The 24,050-nt window shown below is 61.3% G+C and carries 23 protein-coding genes; 11 read left to right on the top strand and 12 right to left on the bottom strand.

What is annotated here, in order from left to right; genetic code table 11:
• Positions 1 to 146 precede the first annotated feature (146 nt).
• Entirely contained in the window at positions 147 to 809 is a 663-nt protein-coding gene (locus JF539_RS18800) for a tetratricopeptide repeat protein (RefSeq protein ID WP_207142252.1), read from the top strand.
• 58 nt (positions 810 to 867) lie between these two features.
• Positions 868 to 1,875: an alpha/beta fold hydrolase gene (locus tag JF539_RS18805; RefSeq protein WP_209017418.1), complete on the top strand. Its 1,008-nt coding sequence runs from the start codon at positions 868 to 870 to the stop codon at positions 1,873 to 1,875.
• Between the two features lie 29 nt (positions 1,876 to 1,904).
• Here the strand turns inward: JF539_RS18805 and pyk are convergent, their stop codons facing one another.
• Both pyk and JF539_RS18815 read right to left on the bottom strand, forming a co-directional pair.
• Complete coding sequence (gene pyk / locus JF539_RS18810; RefSeq protein ID WP_207142253.1) at positions 1,905 to 3,341, bottom strand: pyruvate kinase; 1,437 nt, start codon at positions 3,339 to 3,341, stop codon at positions 1,905 to 1,907.
• Positions 3,338 to 3,769, bottom strand: a complete 432-nt coding sequence (locus tag JF539_RS18815) for a DUF1036 domain-containing protein (RefSeq protein WP_236042559.1) — start codon at positions 3,767 to 3,769, stop codon at positions 3,338 to 3,340. Before JF539_RS18815 ends, pyk begins: the two co-directional genes overlap by 4 nt.
• Positions 3,770 to 4,436: 667 nt before the next feature.
• On the opposite strand from JF539_RS18815, the gene JF539_RS18820 reads away from it, so the two are divergent.
• The 3 genes from JF539_RS18820 to JF539_RS18830 all read left to right on the top strand — a co-directional run bounded on the left by JF539_RS18820 (position 4,437) and on the right by JF539_RS18830 (position 5,964).
• Positions 4,437 to 5,243 carry an N-formylglutamate amidohydrolase gene (locus JF539_RS18820; protein WP_207142255.1) on the top strand — a complete coding sequence of 269 codons (807 nt, stop codon included), beginning with the start codon at positions 4,437 to 4,439 and terminating at the stop codon, positions 5,241 to 5,243.
• A gap of 41 nt (positions 5,244 to 5,284) precedes the next feature.
• Positions 5,285 to 5,581, top strand: a complete 297-nt coding sequence (locus JF539_RS18825) for a DUF1244 domain-containing protein (protein ID WP_207142256.1) — start codon at positions 5,285 to 5,287, stop codon at positions 5,579 to 5,581.
• 116 nt (positions 5,582 to 5,697) lie between these two features.
• Positions 5,698 to 5,964, top strand: a complete 267-nt coding sequence (locus JF539_RS18830; protein WP_207142257.1) for a DUF2312 domain-containing protein — start codon at positions 5,698 to 5,700, stop codon at positions 5,962 to 5,964.
• 337 nt (positions 5,965 to 6,301) lie between these two features.
• On the opposite strand, the gene JF539_RS18835 is transcribed toward JF539_RS18830, so the two are convergent.
• Both JF539_RS18835 and JF539_RS18840 read right to left on the bottom strand, forming a co-directional pair.
• Positions 6,302 to 8,023 (bottom strand): DUF882 domain-containing protein, encoded by a 1,722-nt coding sequence (locus JF539_RS18835; protein ID WP_419247693.1) that lies wholly within the window; start codon positions 8,021 to 8,023, stop codon positions 6,302 to 6,304.
• Between the two features lie 385 nt (positions 8,024 to 8,408).
• The gene (locus JF539_RS18840; protein ID WP_207142259.1) at positions 8,409 to 9,968 is read right to left on the bottom strand and encodes a sigma-54-dependent transcriptional regulator; all 1,560 of its coding nucleotides are present in this window, start codon (positions 9,966 to 9,968) and stop codon (positions 8,409 to 8,411) included.
• Between the two features lie 187 nt (positions 9,969 to 10,155).
• On the opposite strand from JF539_RS18840, the gene JF539_RS18845 reads away from it, so the two are divergent.
• From JF539_RS18845 to JF539_RS18865, 5 genes are all read left to right on the top strand, one after another.
• On the top strand, positions 10,156 to 11,982 hold the full coding sequence (locus tag JF539_RS18845) for a M3 family oligoendopeptidase (RefSeq protein WP_207142260.1): 1,827 nt from the start codon (positions 10,156 to 10,158) through the stop codon (positions 11,980 to 11,982).
• A 22-nt stretch (positions 11,983 to 12,004) separates the two neighbouring features.
• On the top strand, positions 12,005 to 12,904 hold the full coding sequence (locus JF539_RS18850) for a heme-dependent oxidative N-demethylase family protein (RefSeq protein ID WP_207142261.1): 900 nt from the start codon (positions 12,005 to 12,007) through the stop codon (positions 12,902 to 12,904).
• A gap of 111 nt (positions 12,905 to 13,015) precedes the next feature.
• Positions 13,016 to 14,395, top strand: coding sequence for an ABC1 kinase family protein (locus JF539_RS18855; protein WP_207142262.1), 1,380 nt, complete (start codon positions 13,016 to 13,018; stop codon positions 14,393 to 14,395).
• Positions 14,396 to 14,528: 133 nt separating this feature from the next.
• Positions 14,529 to 14,810: an aa3-type cytochrome c oxidase subunit IV gene (locus JF539_RS18860; protein WP_207142263.1), complete on the top strand. Its 282-nt coding sequence runs from the start codon at positions 14,529 to 14,531 to the stop codon at positions 14,808 to 14,810.
• A gap of 78 nt (positions 14,811 to 14,888) precedes the next feature.
• Positions 14,889 to 15,560, top strand: coding sequence for an RluA family pseudouridine synthase (locus tag JF539_RS18865; protein ID WP_207142264.1), 672 nt, complete (start codon positions 14,889 to 14,891; stop codon positions 15,558 to 15,560).
• A gap of 21 nt (positions 15,561 to 15,581) precedes the next feature.
• Here JF539_RS18865 and JF539_RS18870 read toward each other — a convergent pair whose 3' ends face one another.
• The 4 genes from JF539_RS18870 to rpsU all read right to left on the bottom strand — a co-directional run bounded on the left by JF539_RS18870 (position 15,582) and on the right by rpsU (position 18,491).
• Positions 15,582 to 16,430 (bottom strand): sulfotransferase, encoded by an 849-nt coding sequence (locus JF539_RS18870; protein ID WP_207142265.1) that lies wholly within the window; start codon positions 16,428 to 16,430, stop codon positions 15,582 to 15,584.
• A 123-nt stretch (positions 16,431 to 16,553) separates the two neighbouring features.
• A complete protein-coding gene (locus JF539_RS18875; protein WP_207142266.1) occupies positions 16,554 to 17,138 on the bottom strand; it encodes an NAD(P)H-dependent oxidoreductase in 585 nt (194 codons plus the stop codon).
• A 99-nt stretch (positions 17,139 to 17,237) separates the two neighbouring features.
• Positions 17,238 to 18,092: a tetratricopeptide repeat protein gene (locus tag JF539_RS18880; RefSeq protein ID WP_209017420.1), complete on the bottom strand. Its 855-nt coding sequence runs from the start codon at positions 18,090 to 18,092 to the stop codon at positions 17,238 to 17,240.
• A 171-nt stretch (positions 18,093 to 18,263) separates the two neighbouring features.
• Positions 18,264 to 18,491, bottom strand: a complete 228-nt coding sequence (rpsU, locus tag JF539_RS18885; RefSeq protein ID WP_207142267.1) for a 30S ribosomal protein S21 — start codon at positions 18,489 to 18,491, stop codon at positions 18,264 to 18,266.
• Between the two features lie 426 nt (positions 18,492 to 18,917).
• Here rpsU and JF539_RS18890 point away from each other — a divergent pair, with 426 nt between their 5' ends.
• On the top strand, positions 18,918 to 20,318 hold the full coding sequence (locus JF539_RS18890) for an MATE family efflux transporter (protein ID WP_207142268.1): 1,401 nt from the start codon (positions 18,918 to 18,920) through the stop codon (positions 20,316 to 20,318).
• 13 nt (positions 20,319 to 20,331) lie between these two features.
• On the opposite strand, the gene JF539_RS18895 is transcribed toward JF539_RS18890, so the two are convergent.
• The 4 genes from JF539_RS18895 to JF539_RS18910 form a co-directional block, all read right to left on the bottom strand.
• Positions 20,332 to 21,555, bottom strand: coding sequence for a hypothetical protein (locus tag JF539_RS18895; protein WP_207142269.1), 1,224 nt, complete (start codon positions 21,553 to 21,555; stop codon positions 20,332 to 20,334).
• A gap of 251 nt (positions 21,556 to 21,806) precedes the next feature.
• Positions 21,807 to 22,901 (bottom strand): 5-(carboxyamino)imidazole ribonucleotide synthase, encoded by a 1,095-nt coding sequence (locus JF539_RS18900; protein ID WP_207142270.1) that lies wholly within the window; start codon positions 22,899 to 22,901, stop codon positions 21,807 to 21,809.
• 23 nt (positions 22,902 to 22,924) lie between these two features.
• A complete protein-coding gene (gene purE / locus JF539_RS18905; protein WP_207142271.1) occupies positions 22,925 to 23,416 on the bottom strand; it encodes a 5-(carboxyamino)imidazole ribonucleotide mutase in 492 nt (163 codons plus the stop codon).
• Between the two features lie 105 nt (positions 23,417 to 23,521).
• A complete protein-coding gene (locus JF539_RS18910) occupies positions 23,522 to 23,728 on the bottom strand; it encodes a YdcH family protein (protein WP_207142272.1) in 207 nt (68 codons plus the stop codon).
• Positions 23,729 to 24,050 lie beyond the last annotated feature (322 nt).

Here is a 24,050-nt window from a genome sequence, read left to right on the forward strand (position 1 = left end):
CGCTGACGCGCGCTTCTGAAAAAACGTTCTGGCCGAACCGGTTAGCAAAGCGTTTTCCGGAAGTGGAGGCAGGTCAGGCAGGCTGTGCACAAAGACGTGTGAATTTACCCGATTGACCGCCGCATACAACGTTCCATAATCGTTGTATGCGGATTTTTGTGTTTGCCCTTCTCTATCTTGCGAGCGCCGTTGTCGTTTCGGCGCAACCGGTGCCCGATCTTGGACCGGAGGTCGATCCGCCGTCGGCGGAGGATTTCAGCCCCATGCCGGAGGAGCCCTCCGAGGAGGGTGGCAAGGTTGTCGTGGAGGAAACCGATCCGGAAGAGGAAGGGTCTCGCCTCGAACAGCTTTTCGCGGACCTTGAAGGGGCCGAGACACCGCAGGCCGCGCAGCGCGCGGCGCGGCAAATCCAGTTGCTCTGGCTGGACTCCGGCAGCGATACCGTGGATGTCCTTATGTCCCGCGCCGGCAGGGCCGTCCAATCGGAAGATTTCAGTCTGGCACTCGATCTGCTCGATGTCGTCGTGCTTTTGAAGCCGAACTTCGCGGAAGGCTGGAACCGCCGGGCAACGGTGCACTACATGCGCGAGGAGTTCGGCAAGTCTCTTGTCGATATCGAGCGCACTCTGGCGCTGGAGCCGCGCCACTGGGGCGCCCTTTCCGGCCTGGCGATCATTCAGCGCCGGCTTGGCTTCAAGGATGAAGCCCTGAAGACCTTCAAGCGTGCGCTGGACGTCTATCCCGGACTGGAGAACGCGGAGAAATCGGTTCAGGACCTTGAGAAAGAGGCAGAAGGTGAACCGGTCTGACCGGCACCGCGTATCCGGTCAGAGCTTCGTGTTCTGATTTCGACGGATTGCCTTTTTCATGATTATTGTTCGACTGTTTATGTTTCTTGTGCTGGCCTTCGGCCTGGTTCTCGCAGCTTCAGGGGCCTATACCGCGTGGCGGGCGCATCAGATTTCCGACCGGATCAGGCCGGATGGAAGTTTCGCCACTGTTGATGGCGTGAAACTGCACTATCATTTCGTTCCCGCGTCAGGGGAGGGCAAAGATGCGCCCTTCCTGGTTTTTCTGCATGGGGCGAGCGGCAATGCCTACGACACATTGATGGCTTTCAGGAAGGCCTTGGAGGGGCGGTACGGGCTGCTCTTCCTGGACCGGCCAGGGCTAGGGTTTTCCGAGCGGGATTTCAGCCGGCACAGTTCCCCCGAAGGTCAGGCGGAACTGATTGAGGCCCTGCTCGAGCGTCTCGGCATCGGGCGGGCGATCGTGATCGGGCATTCCTACGGCGCGGCCGTCACGGCGGCGCTTGGCCTGAGGGCGCCGGAACGCGTGACCGGACTGGCTTTCCTTGCGCCTGCCAGCCACCCCTGGCCGGGCGATGTGGATTGGTATTACAAGCTGGCCGCCATGCCGGTTGCCGGAGAAATCTTCGCCCGGACCGTGGCTTTGCCGTCCGCGGAAATGCTGGCGCCGACGGCTATCGAACGGGTCTTTTCGCCAAACCGGGTGCCGGACGACTACAGCAGCCGGACTAGATTGCCGCTTGTTTTCCTGCCCTCGACTTTCCGCGCCAACTCGGCGGATATCGCGGGGCTGAAGGAAAGCGTGACCCGTCAGTCGAAGCGCTATCCCAGCCTGAGCCAGCCGGCGCTGGTTGTGACCGGAACAAGGGACAAGGTCGTCTGGCCTTCCATACACAGTGAAGGCCTGATGCGGGACCTGCCGGATGCGGACCTGCTTGTGCTGGAAGGGGGAGGGCACATGCCGCATCACACCCATACTGACGAGATCATTTCGGCGCTCGACAAGCTTGTTCTTCGCGTCGAAGCGAAGACTGCGGGCCTGACGCAACAGGCGCGCGCCAAATAGCCACGCGCCTGTTTCAACCGATTAGATCGTTAAATGCCGCCCTGTCCGTCGCTGCCGACAAAGGCAATGCGCAACATGTTGGTGGATCCAGGCGTGCCGAAGGGAACGCCGGCCGTCACAATGATGCGCTGTCCGGGCTTGGCGAATTCATCCGTGAAGGATATCCGGCAGGCGCGGTTGACCATGTCTTCCTCGTTGGCCGCGTCTTCGCTGACGACGCAGTGCAACCCCCACGCAAGCGCAAGACGGCGCGCTGTGGCGATAACCGGGGACAGAACGATCACCGGGCTCGCCGGCCGCTCGCGGGAAGCCCGCAAGCCGGTCGCACCGGAGGTGGTGTAGCAGACAACGGCGGCCAGGTTGAGCGTTTCGGCGATCTGGCGCGCGGCGGCCGAGATCGCGTCCGCGCCGGTGGCTTCCGGTTCCGTCCGCTGCGCATGGATGATGGTGCGGTAGTTATTGTCCTGTTCAACCTGGGTGGCGATCTTGTCCATCGTGGAGACCGCTTCGACCGGGAATTCACCGGCGGCGGATTCCGCCGACAGCATCACCGCGTCAGCTCCTTCGAAGACAGCGGTGGCCACGTCGGAAACCTCGGCGCGGGTCGGAACCGGCGAAGAGATCATAGATTCCAGCATCTGGGTCGCGATTACCACCGGCTTGCCGGCGCCTCGGCAGGCACGGGTGATGCGTTTTTGCAGGCCCGGAACCTGTTCGAGGGGCATCTCCACGCCCAAATCGCCGCGGGCGACCATGATTGCATCGGACAGCTCGATGATTTCGTCCAGTCTGCCGATGGCCTGGGGTTTTTCGATCTTGGCCAGAACACCGGCCTGACCGCGGGTGATCTTGCGGACTTCGGCAAGATCGTCCGGACGCTGCACGAAGGACAGCGCGACCCAGTCGACATTCTGCTCGAGGGCGGCGATCAGGTCCTTGTGATCCTTCTCGGTCATGGCGCTGGTGGCGATTTCCGAATCCGGAACGCTGACGCCTTTGCGGTCCGATAATTTACCGCCGACGATAACCTCGGTCACTGCCTTGGTCTTGCTTGCCTCCAGCACCTTGAGCTGGATCTTGCCATCGTCGAGGAGAAGCCTGTGACCGGGTTCCAGCGCCTGAAGAATTTCCGGATGAGGCAGGTGGACCCGGTTGACGGTTCCGCCGGACGTGTCGGCGTCGAGCGTGAAGGTCGCTCCGTTTTCGAGCATCACGGGGCCGTCCGCGAAGGTCCCGACGCGCAGCTTCGGGCCTTGAAGGTCGGCCAGAATACCGATCGGCCGTCCAACCTTTGCCTCGACAGAGCGAATCCGTTCGACGAGCATCTTCAAACGGTCGTGATCCGCATGGCTCATGTTGATGCGGAACACATCAGCGCCGGAGCGGTACAATTGTTCGATGGTGTCTTCGTCTGAGGATGTGGGGCCGAGTGTCGCTAGAATTTTAACTCGCCGGTTCCGCCTCATCGCCCACCTGTCCCCTGTTGCACGGGTTCGGTCAGCTGAACAGTCCAGCTGCTCTGCTCGCCCGTGTCGATTTCAAAAAAGCCTGTCCGCTCAAAGCCGCGTGCCACGCAGTCCTCAATCCCGCGAATGGTGAATTCCTTTTCCCGGGTACACATGAACGCACGGCCGCCCCATTCGCCGAACTCGTCATAATCAACGGCGTAAATGTAATAGTATCGTGACACCAGGGCGCCGGGAACCAGTGTTTCACAGGAATTGGACGCAAGGTTCCACCAGCCTTCGGTGACCCAGTCGCTCTTGTCCTTGTAGCCGATCGCGACGCCGACCTGGCTGTCGGTCTTGTTGCAAAGCCTCAGATCGGCTTTGGCAACGCTGTTGGATGCCGAAAGAACCATCAGGGACAGAAGTCCGGAAAGGACAGATTTCATGGGCATGCTCATGCGTGCCCAAGACCCACCTTGGTTCCGTTCCCCAACCTGAAACATATGCAGTCGTTCACTTTGCTGCTTTACAGACATTCGCTTTTTGCGTGGACAGATGGGACTTGTCAACGTCGTTAACCAAACTGGCGCGGCTTTCACCCAACCTTGTCTCCAAATGCCCTCTCCTTGCCGTTTGCCCAAGAGGGGAGACTGACCTCCTATGTGATCAGAAATGGGGCGGTAACAAGGCGGAAATGGTTGTGGCGGTCAATTGGCGAGCTTTCTGGGTAAAGTTGTCGCCTGAAGCCGGCAAAAGCACCAAATATCAACAGGCTAGTGTGGTGATGTTGAGAATCGTGCGTTGATTGCCGCTCTCTCGGCAAAGAGTTTCATTTCTGAAAATCACGCTCGAAACAAAACAGGGCTGGCCATATCTTTCCGACCCCTGGGCTGGTTCCGGGCGTGGCGCCAGATGTGGCAAGCTTCACAATTCGGGAGGCTGGAGAGATGGCTGGAAAACAATCGGCTGAAAAGTCGGCAGTTCGTGCGAAACTTTGAAATCGAACTTGGTTCAGCGGCCGGTTTGCCGTAAACCTGTGCGCCTGCGCCCCCTTTCCGCTGGCTCGTGCAAGGCCATGGGGAGGGGGTTCCGGAAATTTTCATGAAATAGGCAATGACAGACAGCGCAGCCGAAGTCGAAGAGGCATTCCAGCCGTTTGAATATGTTCATGGCGACTACGCCTCCGGAATCCTGCTGTTGTGCGATCACGCAAGCAATGCGGTGCCGCGCGAGTACGGAGACCTCGGTGTGCCGCCGGAGCAGTTCCAGCGTCATATCGGCTACGACATCGGCGCCCGGGCCGTGACTCTCGAACTGGCCAGGCGGCTTGGCGCGCCGGCGTGCCTGACGACCTACTCCCGGCTGCTGATCGACCCGAACCGGGGCGACGACGATCCGACGCTGATCATGCGCCTGTCTGACGGAGCCGTGGTGCCGGGCAACGCGAAGGTCGGCAGGTCGGAGCGGGCCAATCGGATCGAGCGCTTTCACAAGCCTTATCACGACCTGATCGACCGGACACTCGACGCAATGATGGCCGACGGGCCCCCGCCTGTCGTCGCCTCCATCCACAGTTTCACACCTGTCTGGCGCGGGGTGCCCCGGCCCTGGCACGCCACGGTCCTCTGGGATTGCGACCCCAGGGCCGTAAGGCCGATGCTTGACGGCCTCAGGGCGCAGGAGGGACTGATCGTGGGCGATAACGAGCCTTACGACGGGGCTCTCAAAAACGACACAATGTATCGCCACGCAATGCGTCGCGGGATAGCGCATGTGCTTCTGGAGTTGCGGCAGGACCTGATCGCGGACGCGGCGGGATCGACCGAATGGGCCGGGCGGCTTGAGCCGATCCTTCGCGATATCGCGCAGCGGCCCGAATGCCGGCGAATCGAGAAATACAAGTCACGCAGCGACACTTGAGTGTGCCGCGGAGTTCATCAAGTCAGAGGGAGCTCAGGGAGATGGATGAACAAACCAAACTGGAATTGGAAGCGGCTGTCTTCAGGCGTCTGGTCGACCATCTCAGGGGCCGGACCGATGTCCAGAACATCGACATGATGAACCTTGCGGGCTTTTGCCGGAATTGTCTGTCCAACTGGTATCAGGACGCCGCCGAGGAAAAGGGGCTGTCCCTGGACAAGTCGGAGGCCCGCGAAATCGTCTACGGCATGCCCTATGAGGACTGGAAGACGAAATATCAGACCGAAGCGACCGACAAACAGAAAGCCGAGTTTGAAAAGAACCGGCCCCAGCACTGATTGCGGTACTTTTTGCGCGAGGGTTGCTTGACGCTTGAGCGTGACTCTGGCACGGCACGCTGACTTCAAACTTATCGCCGATGCTCTAAGAACAAAGAACAAGGAGAACTCTATTCATGTCCGATCCCGGTGGAGTGGCAGCCGATCAACTGCGAGCGTTTGTCGAACGTATCGAACGCCTGGAAGAAGAAAAGAAGGTCATCTCGGACGACATCAAGGATGTCTACGCCGAGGCCAAGGGCAATGGCTACGACGTCAAGATCCTGCGCAAGGTGGTTTCCCTGCGCAAGAAGCAGCCGCATGAGCGGGAAGAGGAAGAAGCGGTGCTCGACCTCTACATGCATGCGCTAGGGATGGCTGGTCCGGGCCCGTCCGAAGGCTGAATTTCTCAAGGCCTGCGTTGGAAAGGGCGGCCCTTCGGCCGCCCTTGACTCCGCCGACACACGTCATGCCGTCATTCCGGTCAGCATGCCACAAAGCGGCATTGTGTGAGCCGGAATCCAGCTGACATGCGCGAGCGGCAGCGAGCACCTTCTCTCATATCTATCTGATGTAATTTGAGTATTGAGCGCCTTTGGCGCAGAAGATTTCTGGTTTCCGGATCTGCGCGCAGCTCCGCTGCACTTGTCCGGAATGACCGTCTGAGAGCCGCCCTTCGGCCACTCTTTTCGTTCATGGCAAAGCCGCGATTGCGGCCTTCCGGTATTTTTCAATTGGGATTTATCTGGCGAAGCGCACGGGCAGAACGACGACAGCCGGTCCGTCGAACCTGTCGGTTCTGAGGCTGCCATAAGGCCGGTTTTCAAAGCTTGCCGCGACGAAGCGGTTACCCGGTTTCATAACGTTTTTCAGTTCACGCTGATTGGGATGGCTCAACCAGGCAAAGGACTGATGGCGGGTCGTTCTGGAGCCCGACAGGAGTGCCGGCGCGGATTTGTCGGGCAGGCTCGCGAAACCCGCGAGAGGGTCGACGATCCGATCCTTGGGAATGCGACCCGAGACGGTGGGTTTCGCCTGTTCGTCTCGCGTCAGCTGGCCTTGCCGGCCGGCGGGTTGCGGTTCTGCTGCCGGTGCGCGCAGCGAGCGGCTCAGCGCCGGAACCGGAGGCGTTGCGGTCGCGGATGCGTAGGCAAGTGTCGCGGCGGGGCGCGGGGCGGGGGTTGGCGAAGGCGTGGCGGAAGCCGTCGCCGCAGCAATTGCCGCCACCGGATCTTCAGCCGGCGCGCTAGCGGGGACCGGAATGGAGCCGGTCTGCCCAAGGGCCTGCGCCGCGTCCTGAGCGGCTTCGCTCAGGCGCTGGTCGGGTTTGTGCGAAGGCGCGCGGGCGACCTGAAACCGGGAGTCGAGGGTCGCATCCGTCAGAGCCGGCTGGCCGGCTTCCAGTGCCGCACGCTGGGCGTCCAGGGTGTTGGGGGCGGGCGGCGCCTCTGAAACCGACGGCGCCGCTGCGGCGGCCTGGGGTTTGGAGGAGGGGGCCGCACTGGCCACAACAATCGGTGCGGCTTCGGGGGCCGGGGTCTCCTGCGGCGCAGGCTCGACGAACTTGCGGGCTGGAACAGGCGGGTTTTCGATGACGGGAGAGACCGTGTCCGCCGCAGGGCTTGCCTGGGCGCCGGCACCGATGGCGCCGGGAGGAGCCTTGTCGCCGGCCGGCTTGTCCCTGCCGCCGCCGAACAGGCTCGCAAACAGGTTGCCGCCGGACGACGGACGCTCCTGGGCGCTGGCAGTTGTCGTCTTCGACGGATTGGTCAGGCTCTGGTTGCGTGTGCTTGGCGACCGGTCGTTGGAGGCGACAAGTGTCGGGCGGGACGAACTCTTGCCGAGTTTTCCGGCCTTCGCCTGCGCGAGCGCGATTTTATAGCCGCTGAGCGGTTTGCCGTCCGAGGGAATATGCAGGGTTTTTCCGTCGGGAAAGACCTTGGCCAGCTGCGAGCGGCTCATGCGCGGCCAGTGCCGCACGCGGCCGGTGTCCATGTGGACGAAAGGCGAGCCCGACCGCGGGTAGTATCCCACGCCGCCGATCTGCTTTTTCAGGCCCGTGGCGCGCAGCTTGGCGAGGTTTACGCCCGGAATGTAGAAGTCCATCGCTTTGCCGAGCGTATGCTGGCTGTTCTTTGCAACTCCGGAGGAGCGCTTGCGCAGCATGTTGTTGGTTGCCGGCGACCGGTAGCTGGACACGACGTGGATATGATCTCTGGCTCCGACCTTCTGGTAGACTTCCCAGACAAGGTCGAGAAGTTCCGGATCCATTTTGATGATTTCGTTCCGCCGCCAGTCCCTCAGGAAGCGGTTGGCTTCCCGGAGCCCCTGGGGCAAGTAACGGCCGTTCTTCTTGAAGGTGACCGATACGCGCTCTTTGGTGTGCGTATTGTAAAGCTTGAGCGTGCGGGTTTCGGCCTGGGCGGATGTCAGGCAGGCAGACAAAATCGCAAGCGCGCCCACCGCTTTCGCGGCACGCTTCAACCAGCCGACGGCGCTGAAACCAACTAACCGATTACGCAATCTCTATCTCGCCGTATCCGAGGGTTCTCACCCATCCCGTGCTCCCCAGCAGGAGCGCCATTCTTAATCGCTGCAGGTTAAGAAGTTTTTACCCTAATTTCACTTGCCCGATAATCGTTGCCCAACTGCAACGTTGCAAGTGTGAACACTCCGAACCGCCTCCGTGCCGCTGGATAAAGGGAGAATGCGTCAAAAAATCGTCCAATTCCCTTTCACGAGCTTATTCGGACAGTACACCCCGCTGAAAAGCCGTAGGTCCTGAACCGACGCTACTCGCGGTGGATTCTAAGCCCGTCCGCTCCGGCTGTCCTTGAACTGTGTCAATTCAGGCGGCGGCGTCCTTGCCGTCTTCCTCGAGGCCGTATTCCTTCAGCTTGCGGTAAAGGGTCGAGCGGCCGATGCCGAGCCGTTTGGCGACTTCGGTCATGCGCCCCGAGTAGTGGGCGATGGCGGCACGGATCAGTTCTTCTTCAATGTCCGCAAGCTTTCGGACATGTCCTTCCCGATCGAGGTTGCGCATGAAGCCGAACGGCGCTGACTGTTCGAAACCGGTTTGCGCGGGTGGAGAGGAGACGGCCGGGGCCTGTGGCGCCGCGGACCGGTGCGGAGCATGCTGAAAAGGCGCGGGGGCGGGCGCTTCCCCGACACCGGAAGGGACTGCGGGCCTCGGGTCGGAAACCGTCAGTTGTTCGGTCGCGGCCTGGATTTGCGGGAAGTCGTCTTGCGTCAACTGTGCGCCGTCGCACAAAACGACGGCACGGAAAACGGCGTTTTCCAGTTGCCGGATGTTTCCCGGCCAGTTGTAGTCCTGAAGCATGGCGACGGTGTCGGGGGTGACGCCGGCGACCTGCGGCTTGCCCTCCTCGGCCGCGAAACGGGCCAGGAAGTGGCGGGTCAGCGCAGGAATATCCTCCCGCCGGTCGCGCAAGGGCGGGATCCAGATCGGAAACACGTTCAGCCGGTAGAAGAGATCCTCCCGGAAGACGCCTTCCTTCACCTGGTCGATCAGTCGCCTGTTGGTCGCGGAAATCAAACGGAAATCGACTTTGACGGGACGGCGGGCGCCGATCGGATCGATTTCGTTTTCCTGAATGGCGCGCAGAAGCTTGACCTGCACATCCTGCGGCAATTCGCCGACCTCATCGAGAAAGAGCGTTCCGCCACTGGCTTCCTGGAACTTGCCCACATGCTTGTCGACGGCGCCGGTGAAGGCGCCTTTCTCGTGACCAAACAGAATGGATTCGACAAGGTTTTCCGGGATTGCGCCGCAATTCACGGTCACGAGCGGTCTGGACTTGCGGTCGCTCGACCCCTGAATGGCGCTGGCGATCATTTCCTTGCCGACACCGCTTTCTCCTTCGATCAGGATCGGAATGTTGGACGCGGCCGCCCGTTTGCCCAGACTGATCACCCGTTCCATCGCCGGGGAGTTGGTGATGATGTCGGCGAATGTCAGCGTTCCCGACGCCTGTTTGCGGAACCGGGTGATTTCCTCTTCAAGGGCCGAGGTCTTCAAGAGATTGCGGATCGAGACATTGAGCCGTTCGGGTGCGACCGGCTTGACCACGAAGTCCTGGGCGCCGGCATTCATGACGCTGACGACCGTGTCGATGCCGCCATGAGCGGTCTGCACGATCACCGGCGTCGCGTTCTTGTCTTCGCGCAACCTTTTGAGAACGCCGAGACCGTCCAGCTCCGGCATCACCATGTCCAGGATGATCAGATCGATGTCGCCTGCTTCCGGCCCGCTCATGATGCGCACGGCTTCGACACCGTTTTCCGCTGTCTTGGACCGGTAGCCGAATTTCTTGACCGCTTCCTGAAGCAGCCTGCGCTGAATCGGATCGTCATCAACGATGAGAATTTTGCCGCTGAGTGCTTGCATGAGAGGCCTTGTCCGTCCCGATCTGTCTCGTTTCGGACCATTCTGGTCGCGATTGGGTAAATAAATCGTCCAGGACGAGGCGAAAAATTTATGTGATTTCGATTGCCGGGAAGGGGCCGGGACGACTAGTAACGATGTATGAGTTTCTGACGCCCTCACGCGAGACATCAGTCCACTGGAGAAGAGAATGCCGACGACGCGTCCCGTTTTTGCGCCCCAGTCTTCAGCTTCAGCAGATCTCGGAGACCTGCCCGAATGGGATCTGAGCGATCTTTACCCGGCGATGGATGCACCCGAGGTTGGTGCGGATCTGAAAGAAATCCTGGATCGGAGCAAGACCTTCGAGACATCCTACAAGGGACGCCTGGAGGATCTCGCGAAGGACAATGTTCCTGCTCTGGTTACCGCGATCCGCGCCTATGAGGATCTGGAAGACCTGATGGGCCGGCTGATTTCGTTCGCCGGGCTCGCCTATGCCGGCAACACGATCGATCCCGCGACGCAAAAATTCTACGGCGACGTCCAGGAACAGATCACCACCGCTAGCTCACATCTGCTGTTCTTCACCCTGGAGATGAACAAGATCGACGACGCGGTGATGGAAAAGGCGCTCGCCGACACCGGCCTGGCGTACTACCGTCCCTGGATCGAGGACCTGCGCAAGGGCAAGCCCTATCAGCTGGAGGACCGGGTCGAGCAGCTCTTTCACGAAAAGTCGGTCACGGGCGGCGGGGCCTGGAACCGTCTTTTCGACGAGACGATGGCGTCCTTGACATTCGATGTCGCAGGCGAGGAGCTGGGTATTGAACCGACGCTCAACCTGCTTGTGGATCCGAAGCCGGAAACCCGCCGCCTGGCGTCGGAAGCGCTCACAAAAACCTTCAAGGACAATTTGCGGGTCTTCACGCTGGTCACCAACACGCTGGCCAAGGACAAGGAAATCTCCGACCGGTGGCGGAACTTTTCCGATGTCGCCGACAGCCGGCACCTCGCCAACCGGGTGGAGCGGGAGGTGGTCGACGCGCTTGTCGCCGCCGTGCGTGACGCCTATCCGCGTCTGTCGCACCGCTACTACAAGCTGAAGGCCAAATGGCTCGGCATGGAGCAGCTCAACACCTGGGACCGCAACGCGCCGCTGCCGGATGCCGACACGCGCGTGATCCCCTGGGCGGAGGCCAGGGAGACGGTCCTGTCCGCCTACAACGCCTTTTCGCCCGATATGGCCGGCATTGCGGCGCGCTTTTTCGAAAGGCGCTGGATCGATGCGCCGGCGAGGTCCGGCAAGGCTCCGGGCGCGTTCGCCCACCCGACGGTGCCGAGCGTCCACCCCTATGTGCTTGTCAACTATCAGGGCAAGGTTCGCGATGTGATGACGCTGGCCCATGAGCTGGGTCACGGGGTGCATCAGGTGCTTGCCGGGCCGAACGGACCGCTGATGGCGCCGACCCCGCTCACGCTTGCCGAAACCGCGAGCGTCTTCGGCGAAATGCTGACATTCAAGTCGCTGCTGGCCAAGGCGGAGAGCCCGCGCACAAGAAAAATCATGCTCGCCTCCAAGGCCGAGGACATGATCAACACGGTGGTGCGTCAGATCGCGTTCTACACCTTCGAGCGCAAGGTCCATACCGAACGGCGCAACGGAGAGCTGACATCGGACAAGATCGGCGAGCTCTGGCTCTCCGTGCAGGGAGAAAGCCTGGGGCCGGCCATCAAGCTGAATGAGGGCTACGAGACTTTCTGGACCTACATCCCCCATTTCATCCATTCACCGTTCTACGTCTATGCCTATGCCTTCGGCGACTGCCTGGTGAACTCGCTTTACGCGGTTTACGAGGATGCGGAGGCCGGCTTCCAGGAGAAATATTTCGACCTCCTGAAGGCGGGCGGCACGAAGCACCATTCGGACCTGCTTGCGCCGTTTGGTCTCAGTGCGGCCGATCCGGATTTCTGGAAGAAAGGTCTTTCGGTTATCGAGCGCATCATCGATGAGCTTGAAGAGCTCGACGACGCCTGAAGGGAAGGGGAGTTAAAGCTGCATGGACGTAAAAACGGCTCCCCCCTTTCTGCATACGCCCTATGACGGTTCCAGCCAGCCTTTCTCGGTCGGGCTGAAGCCGATCGGCGAGGACGTCTTGCTGGAGCCGGACCGGTTCCTGGATCCGTATCTGCACGAAAAGCAGGACCTTCTTTCGCAGAAGCGGGATGCGGTTTTCGGAGCCGAGCCGGGAACGGAAGACGCGCAGGCGGAGGTCTTGAGCCTCATTCTGGATAATCTCGACCGCTATCACGGCGACAGGTACCGGATCGGTCCAGACAGTGTCGAAATACCCGAAGCCGGTCTGAAAATTCCCCTACAGGGGGAACCAGCGCTTCTGACGGCCTCGATGCTGGTTCAGGAAGACCTCGTTCTCATGCGGGCGGGCCCGGACGGCTATCGCCTGGTCGCCGCGTCTCTGTGTTTTCCGTCTTCCTGGTCGCTGACGGAGAAATTCGGCCGGTCGATGACCGGTATTCACGACAACGTGCCGGGCTTCAACGGCGCGCGCATGGGAAACATGGTCGCGCGGTTGTTTGAAAACCTGAAACCGGGCCAGCTCGTCTGCCGGTATAACTGGTCGCTTTACGCCGATCCCGGTCTGCATCACCCCAAACCCAAGCGTATCCGGGCGGAGATTCACGCGGGTCTGTTGGCCCGGCTTTTCATGCGCGTCGAGCGGCAGACTTTGCAGCGGTTGCCGGGCTCGGGAGATCTTCTGTTCACCATCAAGGTGCATCACGATCCGCTGGCTCCGCTCGCAAAACACGAGGACCGGGCGCGACTTGCCTCCGGCCTCAGAGAACAGCTTCTGGCTCTCGATGAAGACCAGCTCGCCTACAAGGGTATTGCGCAAATGCGCGACGATCTGGCGCGTTCGCTCGAGACCATCATCGACTGAGTTTCCAGAGTGCTCCGAAGGCGATGTTCCGTTCCATCTGGATATTGCCCTTGAAGCTCATATTTAGTGCGGTGAAACACCGTCTGACAAAAGTGGGAGCACCGTTCCGACATGCCCGAGAGCAGGGACCGCGAAAGCAATAGGTTATCGGCCCGTATGGGCCGTTATGCCAAGGTCGGCACCAATATGGGCGGGCTTGCCGCCAAGGTGGCTGGGGCCAAGCTGTTTGGCAGGGAACTCGACAACGCCAAGAACGCGGCCGAGCTTGCCGCTGCCCTCGGCGGGCTCAAGGGGCCCCTGATGAAGGTGGCTCAGCTGCTGTCGACCATTCCCGACGCCCTGCCGCCGGAGTACACGACCGAACTGGCCCAATTGCAGGCGAGCGCGCCGCCGATGGGCTGGGCTTTTGTCAAACGGCGGATGCGAGCCGAGCTCGGGCCTGACTGGCAGGGCCGGTTCGCCGAATTCGGGCGGGAGCCGGCGGCGGCGGCCTCTCTCGGACAGGTGCACCGGGCGACCGCCCATGACGGCCGGGTCCTGGCCTGCAAGCTGCAATATCCGGACATGGCATCAGCGGTGGAAGCGGATCTGAAACAGCTCCAGATGCTGTTCTCGCTGCACCGGCGCATGAGCCCGGCCATCGATACGCGGGAAATCGCCAAGGAAATCAGCGCCCGGGTCCGCGAGGAACTCGACTATGTCCGCGAGGCCGCCCATATCGCCATGTATCGGGAGATTCTGTCCGACAGCGAGGAAGTCCGGGTGCCCAGCGTGGTGGAGGAATTATCGACCGGACGGCTGCTGACCATGGGCTGGCTAACGGGAAAGCCGCTTCTCGACTACAAGGAACACTCCCAGGAGGAACGCAATCTTCTGGCCAGGACCATGTTTCATGCCTGGTGGCATCCGTTCAGCCACTTTGGAGTGATTCACGGTGACCCGCACCTCGGCAACTACACCGTGTTCGAGCAGGACGGCGCCCCGGCGGGGATGAACCTGCTCGACTACGGCTGTATCCGGATCTTTCCGGAAAGCTTCGTCCATGGCGTCGTTGAGCTCTACCGGGGGCTCCTGGAGGAGGACAACGACCGGATCGTTTCAGCCTACGAACGCTGGGGCTTCTCGAACCTCAAGAAGGAGGTCATCGAGGTCCTGAATATCTGGGCGCGTTTCATCTACGGGCCGCTTCTGAGCGACCGGGTCCGTTCGATCGCCGACGGCGTGTCGGCGGCCGAATACGGACGGAAGGAAGCCTTCCGGGTACATTCCGCCCTGAAGGAACTCGGCCCGGTCACCGTGCCGCAGGAGTTCGTTTTCATGGACCGGGCTGCCATCGGGCTCGGCGGCGTCTTCCTGCATCTGAAGGCCGAACTCAACTTCTTCCGGCTCTTCAATGAACAGATCGACGGCTTCGACGCCGAACAGGTAAGCCGGCGTCAGAGCGCGGCACTGAAGGCGGCGGGCCTCGCCGATGCGCCGCACGCGGCGTGAGAGGCCGGTTGAAACCTGCTTGAAAGGGACGTAATCGGCGATCCCCGCCCGAATTGGCCAATCGCAACATTGCCGAACAGGAAAACTTTGTTGTATGAAGACTGCCAATCGATTTTTTCCTGGGGGGACTTTCATGTCTGACGATACCGCGCCGGCTATGGATTACGAGGCTCACGAACAGACCTACGAGGGGTTCATCACCTTTTCCAAGGTCGGAACCATCGCCGTTCTGAACATCGTTCTCTGCCTGATCCTGTTCGCGTTTGGCGGTACGGTCGCCACGGTGTTCGGCTGGCTGATGCTGATCGCGACGATCGTTGCTTCCGTCATTGGCGTAGCGCTCGGCGCATCGGGCTGGATGGCTCCGGCAGCGGTGTTCGTGCTGACTGGCATTCTCGCCATTCTCACGGTCTGAGGACCGACGGAGGAACTTCGCGCCTGAAGGCGTTTTGTAAAAGAGGCGCGGGTTTACCGCGCCTTTTGTTTTAAGACGATGACCCAGAGCGTTCCTTCCACTTTCGACTACAGACCGCCGGCGGATCCCTATCTCGCTGTGCTCCACGCCGACGAAGACCTGCTGGTTGTCGACAAGCCGAGCGGTCTTTTGAGCGTGCCCGGCAAGCGGGTGGAGCATGCCGACTGCCTGGAACTGAGGGCGCGGGACGCCTATCCGCAGGCACGGATCGTGCACCGTCTGGACATGGATACCTCTGGCGTCATGGTTCTGGCGATGAACCCGGCCGCCCACCGCCATCTCGGCCTGCAATTCGAACGGCGCAAGACGGCGAAGACCTATCTGGCCGATGTCTGGGGACATGTCGCGGAGAATGAGGGCGAGATCGACCTGCCGCTCATTTGCGACTGGCCAAATCGGCCGAAACAGATGGTCAGTTTCGAACACGGCAAACCGGCACTCACCCGGTTTCAGGTGCTGGAACGCTTTGAGGTCACGACCAGGGTGCGGCTCTTTCCGCATACCGGCCGGTCGCACCAGCTCCGGGTGCACATGCTCGCGCTCGGTCATCCGATCGCGGGAGACCGTTTCTATGCGCAAGGGGATGCGCTTGCCGCATCGTCCCGGCTGGCCCTGCACGCCGAATGCCTGGAACTCCACCATCCGGCGAATGGCGAGCGGGTGAGTTTCCGCTCGGCGGTGCCCTTTTAACGAGGCACCTCGAAGGGACGGTCACCGCCGCTCGGGATCATGGCCGGGGTAGAGATCCTGCATGCGGTTTCCGCAGATGGCGCGGATGATTCCGGTTTCTTCCGGGGTCAGTTCCGCCGTTTCCCGGTCGGCGCGTTCCGGCGTCGTACCGGGGTCGGAGGCCGGCTCCCGGATATCGACCGGGGTGTCAGCGACCTCGGGTTTGATGCCGCGTAAACCGCCGAAGGCTTCGATCCCTGCGATGGTTGCATCGCGGTTTTCGATCAGATCCTCATACCGTACGACGTGCAGCATGGACGGCAGGTTCTGGAAGTCTTTCTTCATCAGGGCGGCGATTACGTCGGTGTTCTGGACCCATCGATTGCAGGCCTTGACCAGTCTTTCCTCGTTGACGATCCAGTTCTCGGCTTTTTGCGACCTGATGACATCGTAGACGTTCCGGTACATGTAGATGCACTTCAGATCCGAGATCAGGTCCGCGATTTTCACGATTTGCGAAAAATTGAGGCTGGGAACCGTCGTGGCCCAGACTTCCTTGTCGATTTGCCGTGTCGCCTCGTCGAAATGCTGCCGGTAGAATGTAACCGCGCCGACCAGGGCGTGTTTGCCAAACTCTCCTGGCAGATCAAGGGAAACCATCCAGAAATCATAGTTTCCTTCGAAGACATTCGCCCATTCGGCCTCATGCCTTGGTTCGTGCTCCTGAATGGCGACCATTTCCTGGTGCGCGAACTCGCAGATCTGGCGGAGCCGTTCGCCGGTGTTTTCGCCGTAGCAGATACCGTTCTGGGAACTGCTGATCAGCCTTTGCAAAAGCATGGTACCGGAGCGGGGCGCCGCCGAGGTGACGAAAATCGGATTGGCTGTCATCTGGGAAGGGTGCCTTCAGCGCGTGGGCGCGAACGAGTGAAGTAGCGAATCGAGCAAAGGCTAACACAGTTGCCCGACCGGGTCGAAACGGGCAGGAACCTGTTCGGTGGATGCCGGCTGCAATCAGGTCGCGGAACCGCCCAGGGCACGCATCTTGTCAAGCCATTTGCCGACCTTTGCTTCGCTGGTGTTTTCCACCATGCCAAAGACCGTGGATCTGACCGGCTTGAAGCCGATAAAGCCAAGTATGTTGCGCTTCAGGTTCTTCAGGCTGTGCGCCCGGTACCAGAAAGTGTAGGCGAAGGCCGGCATGCCCGTGGTGACGACCACGCGGGCCGATTTGCCGCGCATCTTTCCCTTAGGCCATCTGTCCTGTTCCGACCTTTCGAAGGCGGTGTCATAGTGGAGGACCTGCTCCAGGAAGGCTTTGGTGTAGGCCGGCAGCGTGCCGAGCCAGAGCGGGTAGATCAGAACGAGATGATCCGCCGAGAGCAGCGCGTCGCGGGCGGGCTGGAGAACGGCGGGCGTCGGCTCGTGTTCAAATTCGGAGGGCTTGCGCAGCACGGGAAACTCGAGATCGGCAATGCGGATCAGGGTGGTCCGATGCCCGGCTGCTTTCGCGCCCTCCTCACAGGCCAGGGCGAGGGCGTGGCAGAGATGCCTGTCCACCGGGTCCGGGTGACCGTCCAGGATAAGTATCGAGGTCATGACGCGCCTGTCTTTTCTGTGGAACAGGCGGATTATAGGTGACCGGCGACGGCAAGGCGTTGACCTTTGTCACGCGTGCCTTGCTCCGCTCGGCAGGTCCTAACCCCGGCCGACCCGGCCGAGACCCTCACGGGCGATCTTGTTCGAGTTGTCGAGGGTGATCGCGCGGGTGAAGTTGCGGTGCGCATCTTTCGGCTTGCCGAGCATTTCCAGGGCGAGGCCCCGGTTCGCCCAGGCAACGGCGGAATCCCGGTCGAGGTTGACCGCCATGGACAGGTCGGCGAATGCCGCGTTCGGGTCGTTGATCGCCAGGTAGGAAATGCCGCGGGCGATATAAGGCGCCGCGGCCTTGGGGTTGAGGCCGATTGCGGTCGCAAAATCCTCGATGGCGCGGTTGTCCTGATTCTGGGCCTGATAGATCAGGCCCCGATTGTAGAACGCGCGGGCGTCGCTGCTGTCGCGGGTGATGACCGAGTTGAAGTCCGCCAGGGCGGCGCTGAAATTGCCTTGCTGACGATAAATGTTGCCCCGGCCCACATAGGCGACATCGTAATCCGGCTTGATGTTGATCGCGCGGGTATAATCGGCAATCGCCAGCTGGTCCTGACCCTGACGCCGGTAGACCAGGGCCCGGTTGGCATAGGTCTGATAGGATTGCGGGTTGAGCTGAAGCGCCCTGTCGAAGTCCTCGACCGCCTGATCGAGCTTGCCGGCCTGACCGTAGGCGATGCCGCGCGTGCTGTAGGCATGGGCGTCTGACGGATTGGCTTCGATCACCGCGGTCAAAGAGGCGATGTTGGTGGACGACCCGGCCGATGAATTGACCGGAACCCCATCGTAAACGCCGGAGGTGTTGCAGGCGCCCAGAAGCGATGCAAGTCCGAGCAGGAAGGCGTGTGGCAGGTACTTGCGCATGCGGCCCTTGATGTCTTTCTTGATCAGGCGATTGGACATGCCGTTCATCTGCCTCCAATGGGGCGGGAATATGGCTCGGTTCCGATCCCGGAAGCATGTCCAAAGCCAACTTCGCAAAACGCCAAAAAGCCGACCGTGACATCGGCCGGCCTTACGGCAAAACTGCTTAGGAATGGCTGGCCGTGCGGCCGGGCTCAACTCAAGCCGCGCTTAGCGGCGAGCGGATTTGCCCGGAACGAGACCTTCGCGCTGAGCCCGCTTGCGAGCCAGCTTGCGCGCGCGGCGAATGGCTTCAGCCTTTTCACGCGCCTTCTTTTCGGACGGCTTTTCAAAGTGTCCGCGAAGCTTCATTTCACGGAAGATGCCTTCGCGCTGCATCTTTTTCTTAAGCGCTTTCAGCGCCTGATCGACATTGTTGTCGCGAACCAAAACCTGCACGCGTTTTTTCCCGTTCTTGATGCGCCGCGGCCAATCCGCGGCAGAATTGGATATTGCCAGTATTGGACAATGATTGAAGCGAGGTTTGGCCAGCCGGTCCCGTCACCACCTCGAAACACGCAAGGAATGCACGAGGCATTCACCCGTGAGTTCAAGTGTCCAGATGTGTACAGAAACCTGATCGCCGCTGACGCGTCGCTCACTTTGGGCGGTTGAATACCAGAGCGGGCGGCGCATGTCCACAGCCAAACGAAAATAAAGGCGCGCGACCCGTTCCGCCGCAAGAGGTTCCCCGCGCAGCAGGCGCTTGCCCGGTGAACCGTTGCGCTGGACAGATACCGGTTTGGCTATTAGTGGTGAAGGCCATCTGCCGTAGTCCCGACGAGCCCGACCGGGCAGGCTGGCCGCCCAAAATTTGGAGAAAGAATGACGCAGACCGCGTCAAACACCCCCGATTCGCAATCGGGAACGTCCTTGTGGCGGAGCGATATCCTGCCGACGCTGGCGCTTGGCCTGCCGCTGGCCGGTGCGCAGATCGCGCAAATGGCGATCAATACGACCGATGTCCTCATGATCGGCCGCCTCGGGGCGGAGGAACTGGCGGCGTCGGTTCTGGCCTTCAACTTCTACATGCTGCTCTGGTTCTTCGGCATGGGGATCATTCAGGCGGTGATCCCTCTGGCGGCGCGCGCCCGGGGACAGCGCAAGGCACGCGACCTGCGCCGGGCGGTCCGAATGGGGTTCTGGGTCTCCGTTCTCTTTTGCGTGCCGGTCTGGGGCGTTCTGTACTTCATAGAAACGATTCTGCTGGCCGTCGGGCAGGAGCCCCGGCTGGCCGCGCTTGCCGGTCACTACATGCACGTTCTGCAATGGGCCATGCTGCCGGCACTTCTGATCATGGCCGTGCGCGGGTTTCTCACGGTGATGGAGCGAACCCAGGTGGTTCTTTGGGCAACAATCGCCGGCGCGGTGGTGAATGCCGTTCTGGACTATCTGCTCATTTTCGGGGAGTTCGGGTTTCCACGCCTGGAGCTGGTGGGGGCGGGCATTGCCTCCGTCTTCAGTGCCTCGACCACCTTCCTGTTTCTGCTTGCCTATGCCGTCTGGCATCCGAAGCTCAAGCGCTACTATATCGTTGGCCGGATCTGGCGGTCCGACTGGCCGGTGTTCTTTCAAATCCTGCGTCTGGGAGTTCCGATCGCGTTGACCCTTACCGCGGAAGGGGCCCTGTTCACCGCGTCGTCCGTGATGATCGGCTGGCTCGGGACCCTGCCGCTCGCTGGGCACGGCATCGCTCTGCAGATCGCCTCCATTACCTTCATGGTTCCCGTGGGATTGTCGGTGGCGGCGATGACGCGGGTCAGTCTCGCGGCCGGGCGCGGCGACCATGAAGCCGTCGGCCGTGCCGGCTGGACGGCTCTCGGCGTGACGGTGGTCTGCATGGGCTCCTTCGGGGTGCTGTTCTGGACCATGCCGGAGTTTCTCGTCGGTCTTTATCTTGACGCGAGCGATCCGCAATCGGCGGAGGTGCTGGCTTACGGTGTATCCTTCCTGCTTGTCGCGGCGCTCTTCCAGCTTGCCGACGGAGGCCAGATCATAGGGGTCAACAATCTGCGCGGCCTCGGCGACACCGCAATCCCGCTGCTTTATGCCTTGTTCGGTTACTGGGTGGTCGGCATCAGCCTGTCCCTGGGGCTCGGATTTGCCGCCGGCTGGGGCGGGGTTGGTGTCTGGAGCGGACTGGCCGGTGGCCTTGCCTGTGTCGCGTTCCTGGCGAACCGACGCTTTGCCCGCAGGGAAGAGCTGGGGCTGGTCACCGCAGCGTGAGTTGAGGTTACGGTCATGGCCACCAGTGCGAGCCGGACCCGATTCCGGAACTCTGGCCAGACCTGACGCCGCCCAGTTTTGTTCCATTCGGCTGACGGACGTAACGAGGCAGCGCGAGTTCCGCTTCCGAGATGCCCGCTTTGCGGCAATAGTCGCGAACGTATTGCTCGGTGGCCTCGTGCCGGACTTCACGGCTCAGAGCCTTGCCCCCGGCGGCGCGCAATGCCTTGATTCCGGAGCCGACCCCGACGATCAGCAGCACAGTGTCGGCCACTTCGCCGGCGGCCTTCGCCACCCTCAGGATCTTCACCGCGAGCCCCGCGCCGGCAACCGTCTTGCTGACGTAATCCGCGAGCAGGTGGGCGTTGTATTCGACGACTTGCGCCGCGACCAGAAGGTGGATCTGCGCCTTTACGACATCGCCACCGGTATTCGCCTTCTGGGCCTTCATGCGCAGTTGGTGCGCGCGGCTCCATATCGAAACCGGCGGGAAGTCGGCACCGCCCAGCAGATCAGACACCATTGTGACACCTATCGCGGCGCTGCGGCGATCGCGCATCAGGTCCAGATGTGTCGACCAGCCGCTTTCGTACTGCCTGTCGAACCGCTCAAGCTCGCGTTTGATCTTGGTCTGGACATGCCCGGTCAGCACCGATCTGTAATAGCCCGCCCCCAGCATGGTTGTGCCCAGCAGTTCGTCCCGGTCAATGATGGCGTCGTCGGTATCGATCATGTCGCCGTTTCGGCCGAGGGTGAACCAGAAATCCCATTTCGCAGGCTCGCGCCCCCGCGCTTCGTAGGGCTGTTCCAGATGAAGCCACACCCCCATGGAACCAAGCGTCCGACCCACCCTGGCGAGGTATTCGGCTTCGTCCGGATTGTTGGTGCGCGGAACCAGGGCATCGGCGGAGAGCATTCGTTTGTGATCGACTCGAATCAAGCCATCTCTTCGAGTGGCCTGTACCCGTTTGTCCAGGATCCTCCTGGCTTTCCTTTCCTTCGCGCGGTCGCGCAGCACCAGGTTTCCCGAGCGTGCGATCACCGCGGCGTTCATCGCCTTCCGGTAGGCTTCCTCGTAAACCGGGTTCAAGATCGCCGCGTCGATCACGCGTTGTAACTGACGGATATCCGGGCGCGAGAGCAGTCCGGCCAGATGCGGCACGGTCGCAATCAAAGCTTCGGCTTCCGGTGCTCCCAGTTCCTTTGCCTTGCGTCTGTTTTCGTCTTTTTGACCCACGGTTCGCACTCCAGGGAAGGTCATGTCACTTGTGAAGATGGCGGCGCATGGGGCAACGCAGGCTTAGGCGGCCGACATCTGGCTGGAGCGCCTTTTAGCGGCCAGGTTCCCGGCTCACGTGTGCCGATGGTCACTGTTGATGCCGCAATTCCTCACGCCTTGGACGGCACACGGGTGTCGGCCTCCCGGCGCGCGCTGCGCCAGGCCGGACGTAAGGATGAAGGAGTGTCGAAGCGGAACCGGCGCTTCGCTCAGCCGGTCTTCTGACTGATCCGGTTGACGTGGCCCATCTTGCGGCCATGCCGGATCTCCGCCTTGCCGTAGAGATGCAGCCGCGCGGCCGGGTCCTTGAGGGCCTCCGGCCAGGTGTCGGCATCGAAGCCGATCAGGTTTTCCATGATCGCGTCGGAATGCCGGTCCGCCGAGCCGAGGGGCCAGCCGGCGATGGCGCGGATGTGCTGATCAAACTGGGACGTCAGGCAGGCGTCCTGGGTCCAATGGCCGGAATTGTGCACCCGCGGGGCGATCTCGTTGACCAGAAGCCGCTCTCCGGCGTCGTCACGGACGAGGAACATCTCGACCCCCATGACGCCGACATAGTCGAGGCCCTTGACGATTTTCTCCGCCATGGCGCGGGCTGACTCGGCTGTTTCTTTCGAGACGCCGGCCGGAACCGTCGAGGTCTTCAGGATGTGGTTTTCATGATGGTTGCGGGCAATGTCATAGCAGGCACAGGCGCCATCCAGATCTCTTGCCACGATGACGGAGACCTCGCAGTCGAAATCTATCAGGTCTTCCAGAACCGCGGGCACCCCGCCGAGTTCGTCGAAGGCGCCGTCCGCATCCCCGGCCTGGCGGATCATCAACTGGCCCTTGCCGTCGTAGCCGAGCCGGCGGGTCTTCAAGACGCCCCGGCCGCTGAAGGTTTCCAGGGCGTTTTCCAGGTCTTTCTGGCTGTTGATTTCCGCAAAGCCGGCAATCGCGACGCCGGCTTCCGTCAGATACCGCTTTTCAAACAAGCGGTCCTGGGAAACTTCCAGGGCGCGCACGCCGGGACGGACGGGAACGAGTGCGTCCAGATGCGCGGCCGTGGGCCCGGGGACATTCTCGAATTCATAGGTAACGACGGAAACGGAGGCCGCGAACCGGTTCAGGGCATCGATGTCTTCGTAAGGGGCAACCGTGTAAAACGCGCTGACGTCAAAGGCCGGGCTGTTTGGATCTGGGCAGTAAATGTGGGACTTGAGCCCCATCGAGGCCGCTGATTGCGCCAGCATCCGGCCGAGCTGTCCGCCGCCGAGAATTCCGATCGTGTCGCCTGGGCTCAGCCGTGTGCGTTCGTTCATCGCGGAAAATCCTTTTCGGCCAGTCAGGCGTCGTCGCTCGGGACCTCGGCGACCGCCGCCGTGCGCTCTGCCCTGAACCTGTCGAGGGCTGCCTCGACCTCGGTGTCGCTCAATGCCAGGACCGCGGCCGCCAGAAGTGCCGCATTGGTGGCGCCCGCCTTGCCGATGGCAAGCGTGCCGACCGGAATTCCCCCGGGCATCTGCACGATCGACAGAAGGCTGTCCTCACCGGACAGGGCCTTGCTTTCCACCGGAACGCCGAAGACAGGCAGAGGTGTCAGGGCGGCCACCATGCCCGGCAGATGCGCCGCGCCGCCGGCTCCCGCGATAATCACCTTGAAGCCCTCGGTCTTGGCGCTTTTGGCGAAATCGTACATGCGGTCGGGCGTGCGGTGGGCGGAGACGATGCGCGCCTCGAAGCTGACGCCCAACTGGCTGAGCGTATCGGTCGCGTGTTTCATTGTCGGCCAGTCCGACTGACTGCCCATGATGACGGCGACATCCGCTTGAGCCATGTTTTACTCCGGTTCCTGCCCTAGAAGAGCCGCGGAGTATAGGCACCGCGCCGCGCATCGCAAGGGTGAAATCTCTCAGGGGACGACCGCAGCGAAACGGCCAACTCAAGCGATGATGTCGGGGTGGAGTTGATCCTCGAGCACGGAGATGCGGTCCTTGAGGATCAGCTTTTTCTTCTTCAGGCGCTGAAGCTGCAGGACATCGTGGTTCGCGGTTGACGCCAGTGCTTCCACGGCAACGTCCAGATCCCTGTGTTCCTGACGAAGCTGAGCCAGTTCCCGCCGCAATGCGTCCGTATCCGTTTGCGCCATTTATGTCCCCTAAAAAGCAGGACACAAGTCCTAGTCTATTTTGCAGCCGGCGGGCAAGTTCGCATCTTTCGCGAGCCCGCACCGGGTTTGCTGAACTTGCCCCGCGACGACAAGGCGCACCGTCGGCGGCGCAATTCGAACAAGCCGGTAAAACGGTGAGCTGGCAAATGTTTCATCCGGAATTTTCGTTACTTCTGAAGCGCTTAAATTGCCCTTCTTTTTAAGGGTTTTCTTAGCATAACCGAGAGAATGCATAATTTGACGGCGAAATGGCCGAGATATGCGAAATCCGCAATCGACAAGGCCGGATTTCCTATGGCAC

The organism is Roseibium aggregatum, from assembly GCF_017309185.1.
Lineage (GTDB): Bacteria > Pseudomonadota > Alphaproteobacteria > Rhizobiales > Stappiaceae > Roseibium > Roseibium aggregatum_B.

What these genes read in the sequence shown, in the direction of transcription:
- JF539_RS18865 (WP_207142264.1), top strand. Translation starts at nt 14,889, where the DNA reads ATGACCCAGAGCGTTCCTTCCACTTTCGACTACAGACCGCCGGCGGAT.
- JF539_RS18870 (WP_207142265.1), bottom strand. Translation starts at nt 16,430, where the DNA reads ATGACAGCCAATCCGATTTTCGTCACCTCGGCGGCGCCCCGCTCCGGT.
- JF539_RS18860 (WP_207142263.1), top strand. Translation starts at nt 14,529, where the DNA reads ATGTCTGACGATACCGCGCCGGCTATGGATTACGAGGCTCACGAACAG.
- JF539_RS18890 (WP_207142268.1), top strand. Translation starts at nt 18,918, where the DNA reads ATGACGCAGACCGCGTCAAACACCCCCGATTCGCAATCGGGAACGTCC.
- JF539_RS18815 (WP_236042559.1), bottom strand. Translation starts at nt 3,769, where the DNA reads ATGAAATCTGTCCTTTCCGGACTTCTGTCCCTGATGGTTCTTTCGGCA.
- JF539_RS18875 (WP_207142266.1), bottom strand. Translation starts at nt 17,138, where the DNA reads ATGACCTCGATACTTATCCTGGACGGTCACCCGGACCCGGTGGACAGG.
- JF539_RS18910 (WP_207142272.1), bottom strand. Translation starts at nt 23,728, where the DNA reads ATGGCGCAAACGGATACGGACGCATTGCGGCGGGAACTGGCTCAGCTT.
- JF539_RS18850 (WP_207142261.1), top strand. Translation starts at nt 12,005, where the DNA reads ATGGACGTAAAAACGGCTCCCCCCTTTCTGCATACGCCCTATGACGGT.
- JF539_RS18800 (WP_207142252.1), top strand. Translation starts at nt 147, where the DNA reads ATGCGGATTTTTGTGTTTGCCCTTCTCTATCTTGCGAGCGCCGTTGTC.
- pyk (WP_207142253.1), bottom strand. Translation starts at nt 3,341, where the DNA reads ATGAGGCGGAACCGGCGAGTTAAAATTCTAGCGACACTCGGCCCCACA.
- JF539_RS18830 (WP_207142257.1), top strand. Translation starts at nt 5,698, where the DNA reads ATGTCCGATCCCGGTGGAGTGGCAGCCGATCAACTGCGAGCGTTTGTC.
- JF539_RS18900 (WP_207142270.1), bottom strand. Translation starts at nt 22,901, where the DNA reads ATGAACGAACGCACACGGCTGAGCCCAGGCGACACGATCGGAATTCTC.
- JF539_RS18820 (WP_207142255.1), top strand. Translation starts at nt 4,437, where the DNA reads ATGACAGACAGCGCAGCCGAAGTCGAAGAGGCATTCCAGCCGTTTGAA.
- JF539_RS18855 (WP_207142262.1), top strand. Translation starts at nt 13,016, where the DNA reads ATGCCCGAGAGCAGGGACCGCGAAAGCAATAGGTTATCGGCCCGTATG.
- JF539_RS18840 (WP_207142259.1), bottom strand. Translation starts at nt 9,968, where the DNA reads ATGCAAGCACTCAGCGGCAAAATTCTCATCGTTGATGACGATCCGATT.
- JF539_RS18880 (WP_209017420.1), bottom strand. Translation starts at nt 18,092, where the DNA reads ATGTCCAATCGCCTGATCAAGAAAGACATCAAGGGCCGCATGCGCAAG.
- JF539_RS18805 (WP_209017418.1), top strand. Translation starts at nt 868, where the DNA reads ATGATTATTGTTCGACTGTTTATGTTTCTTGTGCTGGCCTTCGGCCTG.
- JF539_RS18825 (WP_207142256.1), top strand. Translation starts at nt 5,285, where the DNA reads ATGGATGAACAAACCAAACTGGAATTGGAAGCGGCTGTCTTCAGGCGT.
- purE (WP_207142271.1), bottom strand. Translation starts at nt 23,416, where the DNA reads ATGGCTCAAGCGGATGTCGCCGTCATCATGGGCAGTCAGTCGGACTGG.
- JF539_RS18845 (WP_207142260.1), top strand. Translation starts at nt 10,156, where the DNA reads ATGCCGACGACGCGTCCCGTTTTTGCGCCCCAGTCTTCAGCTTCAGCA.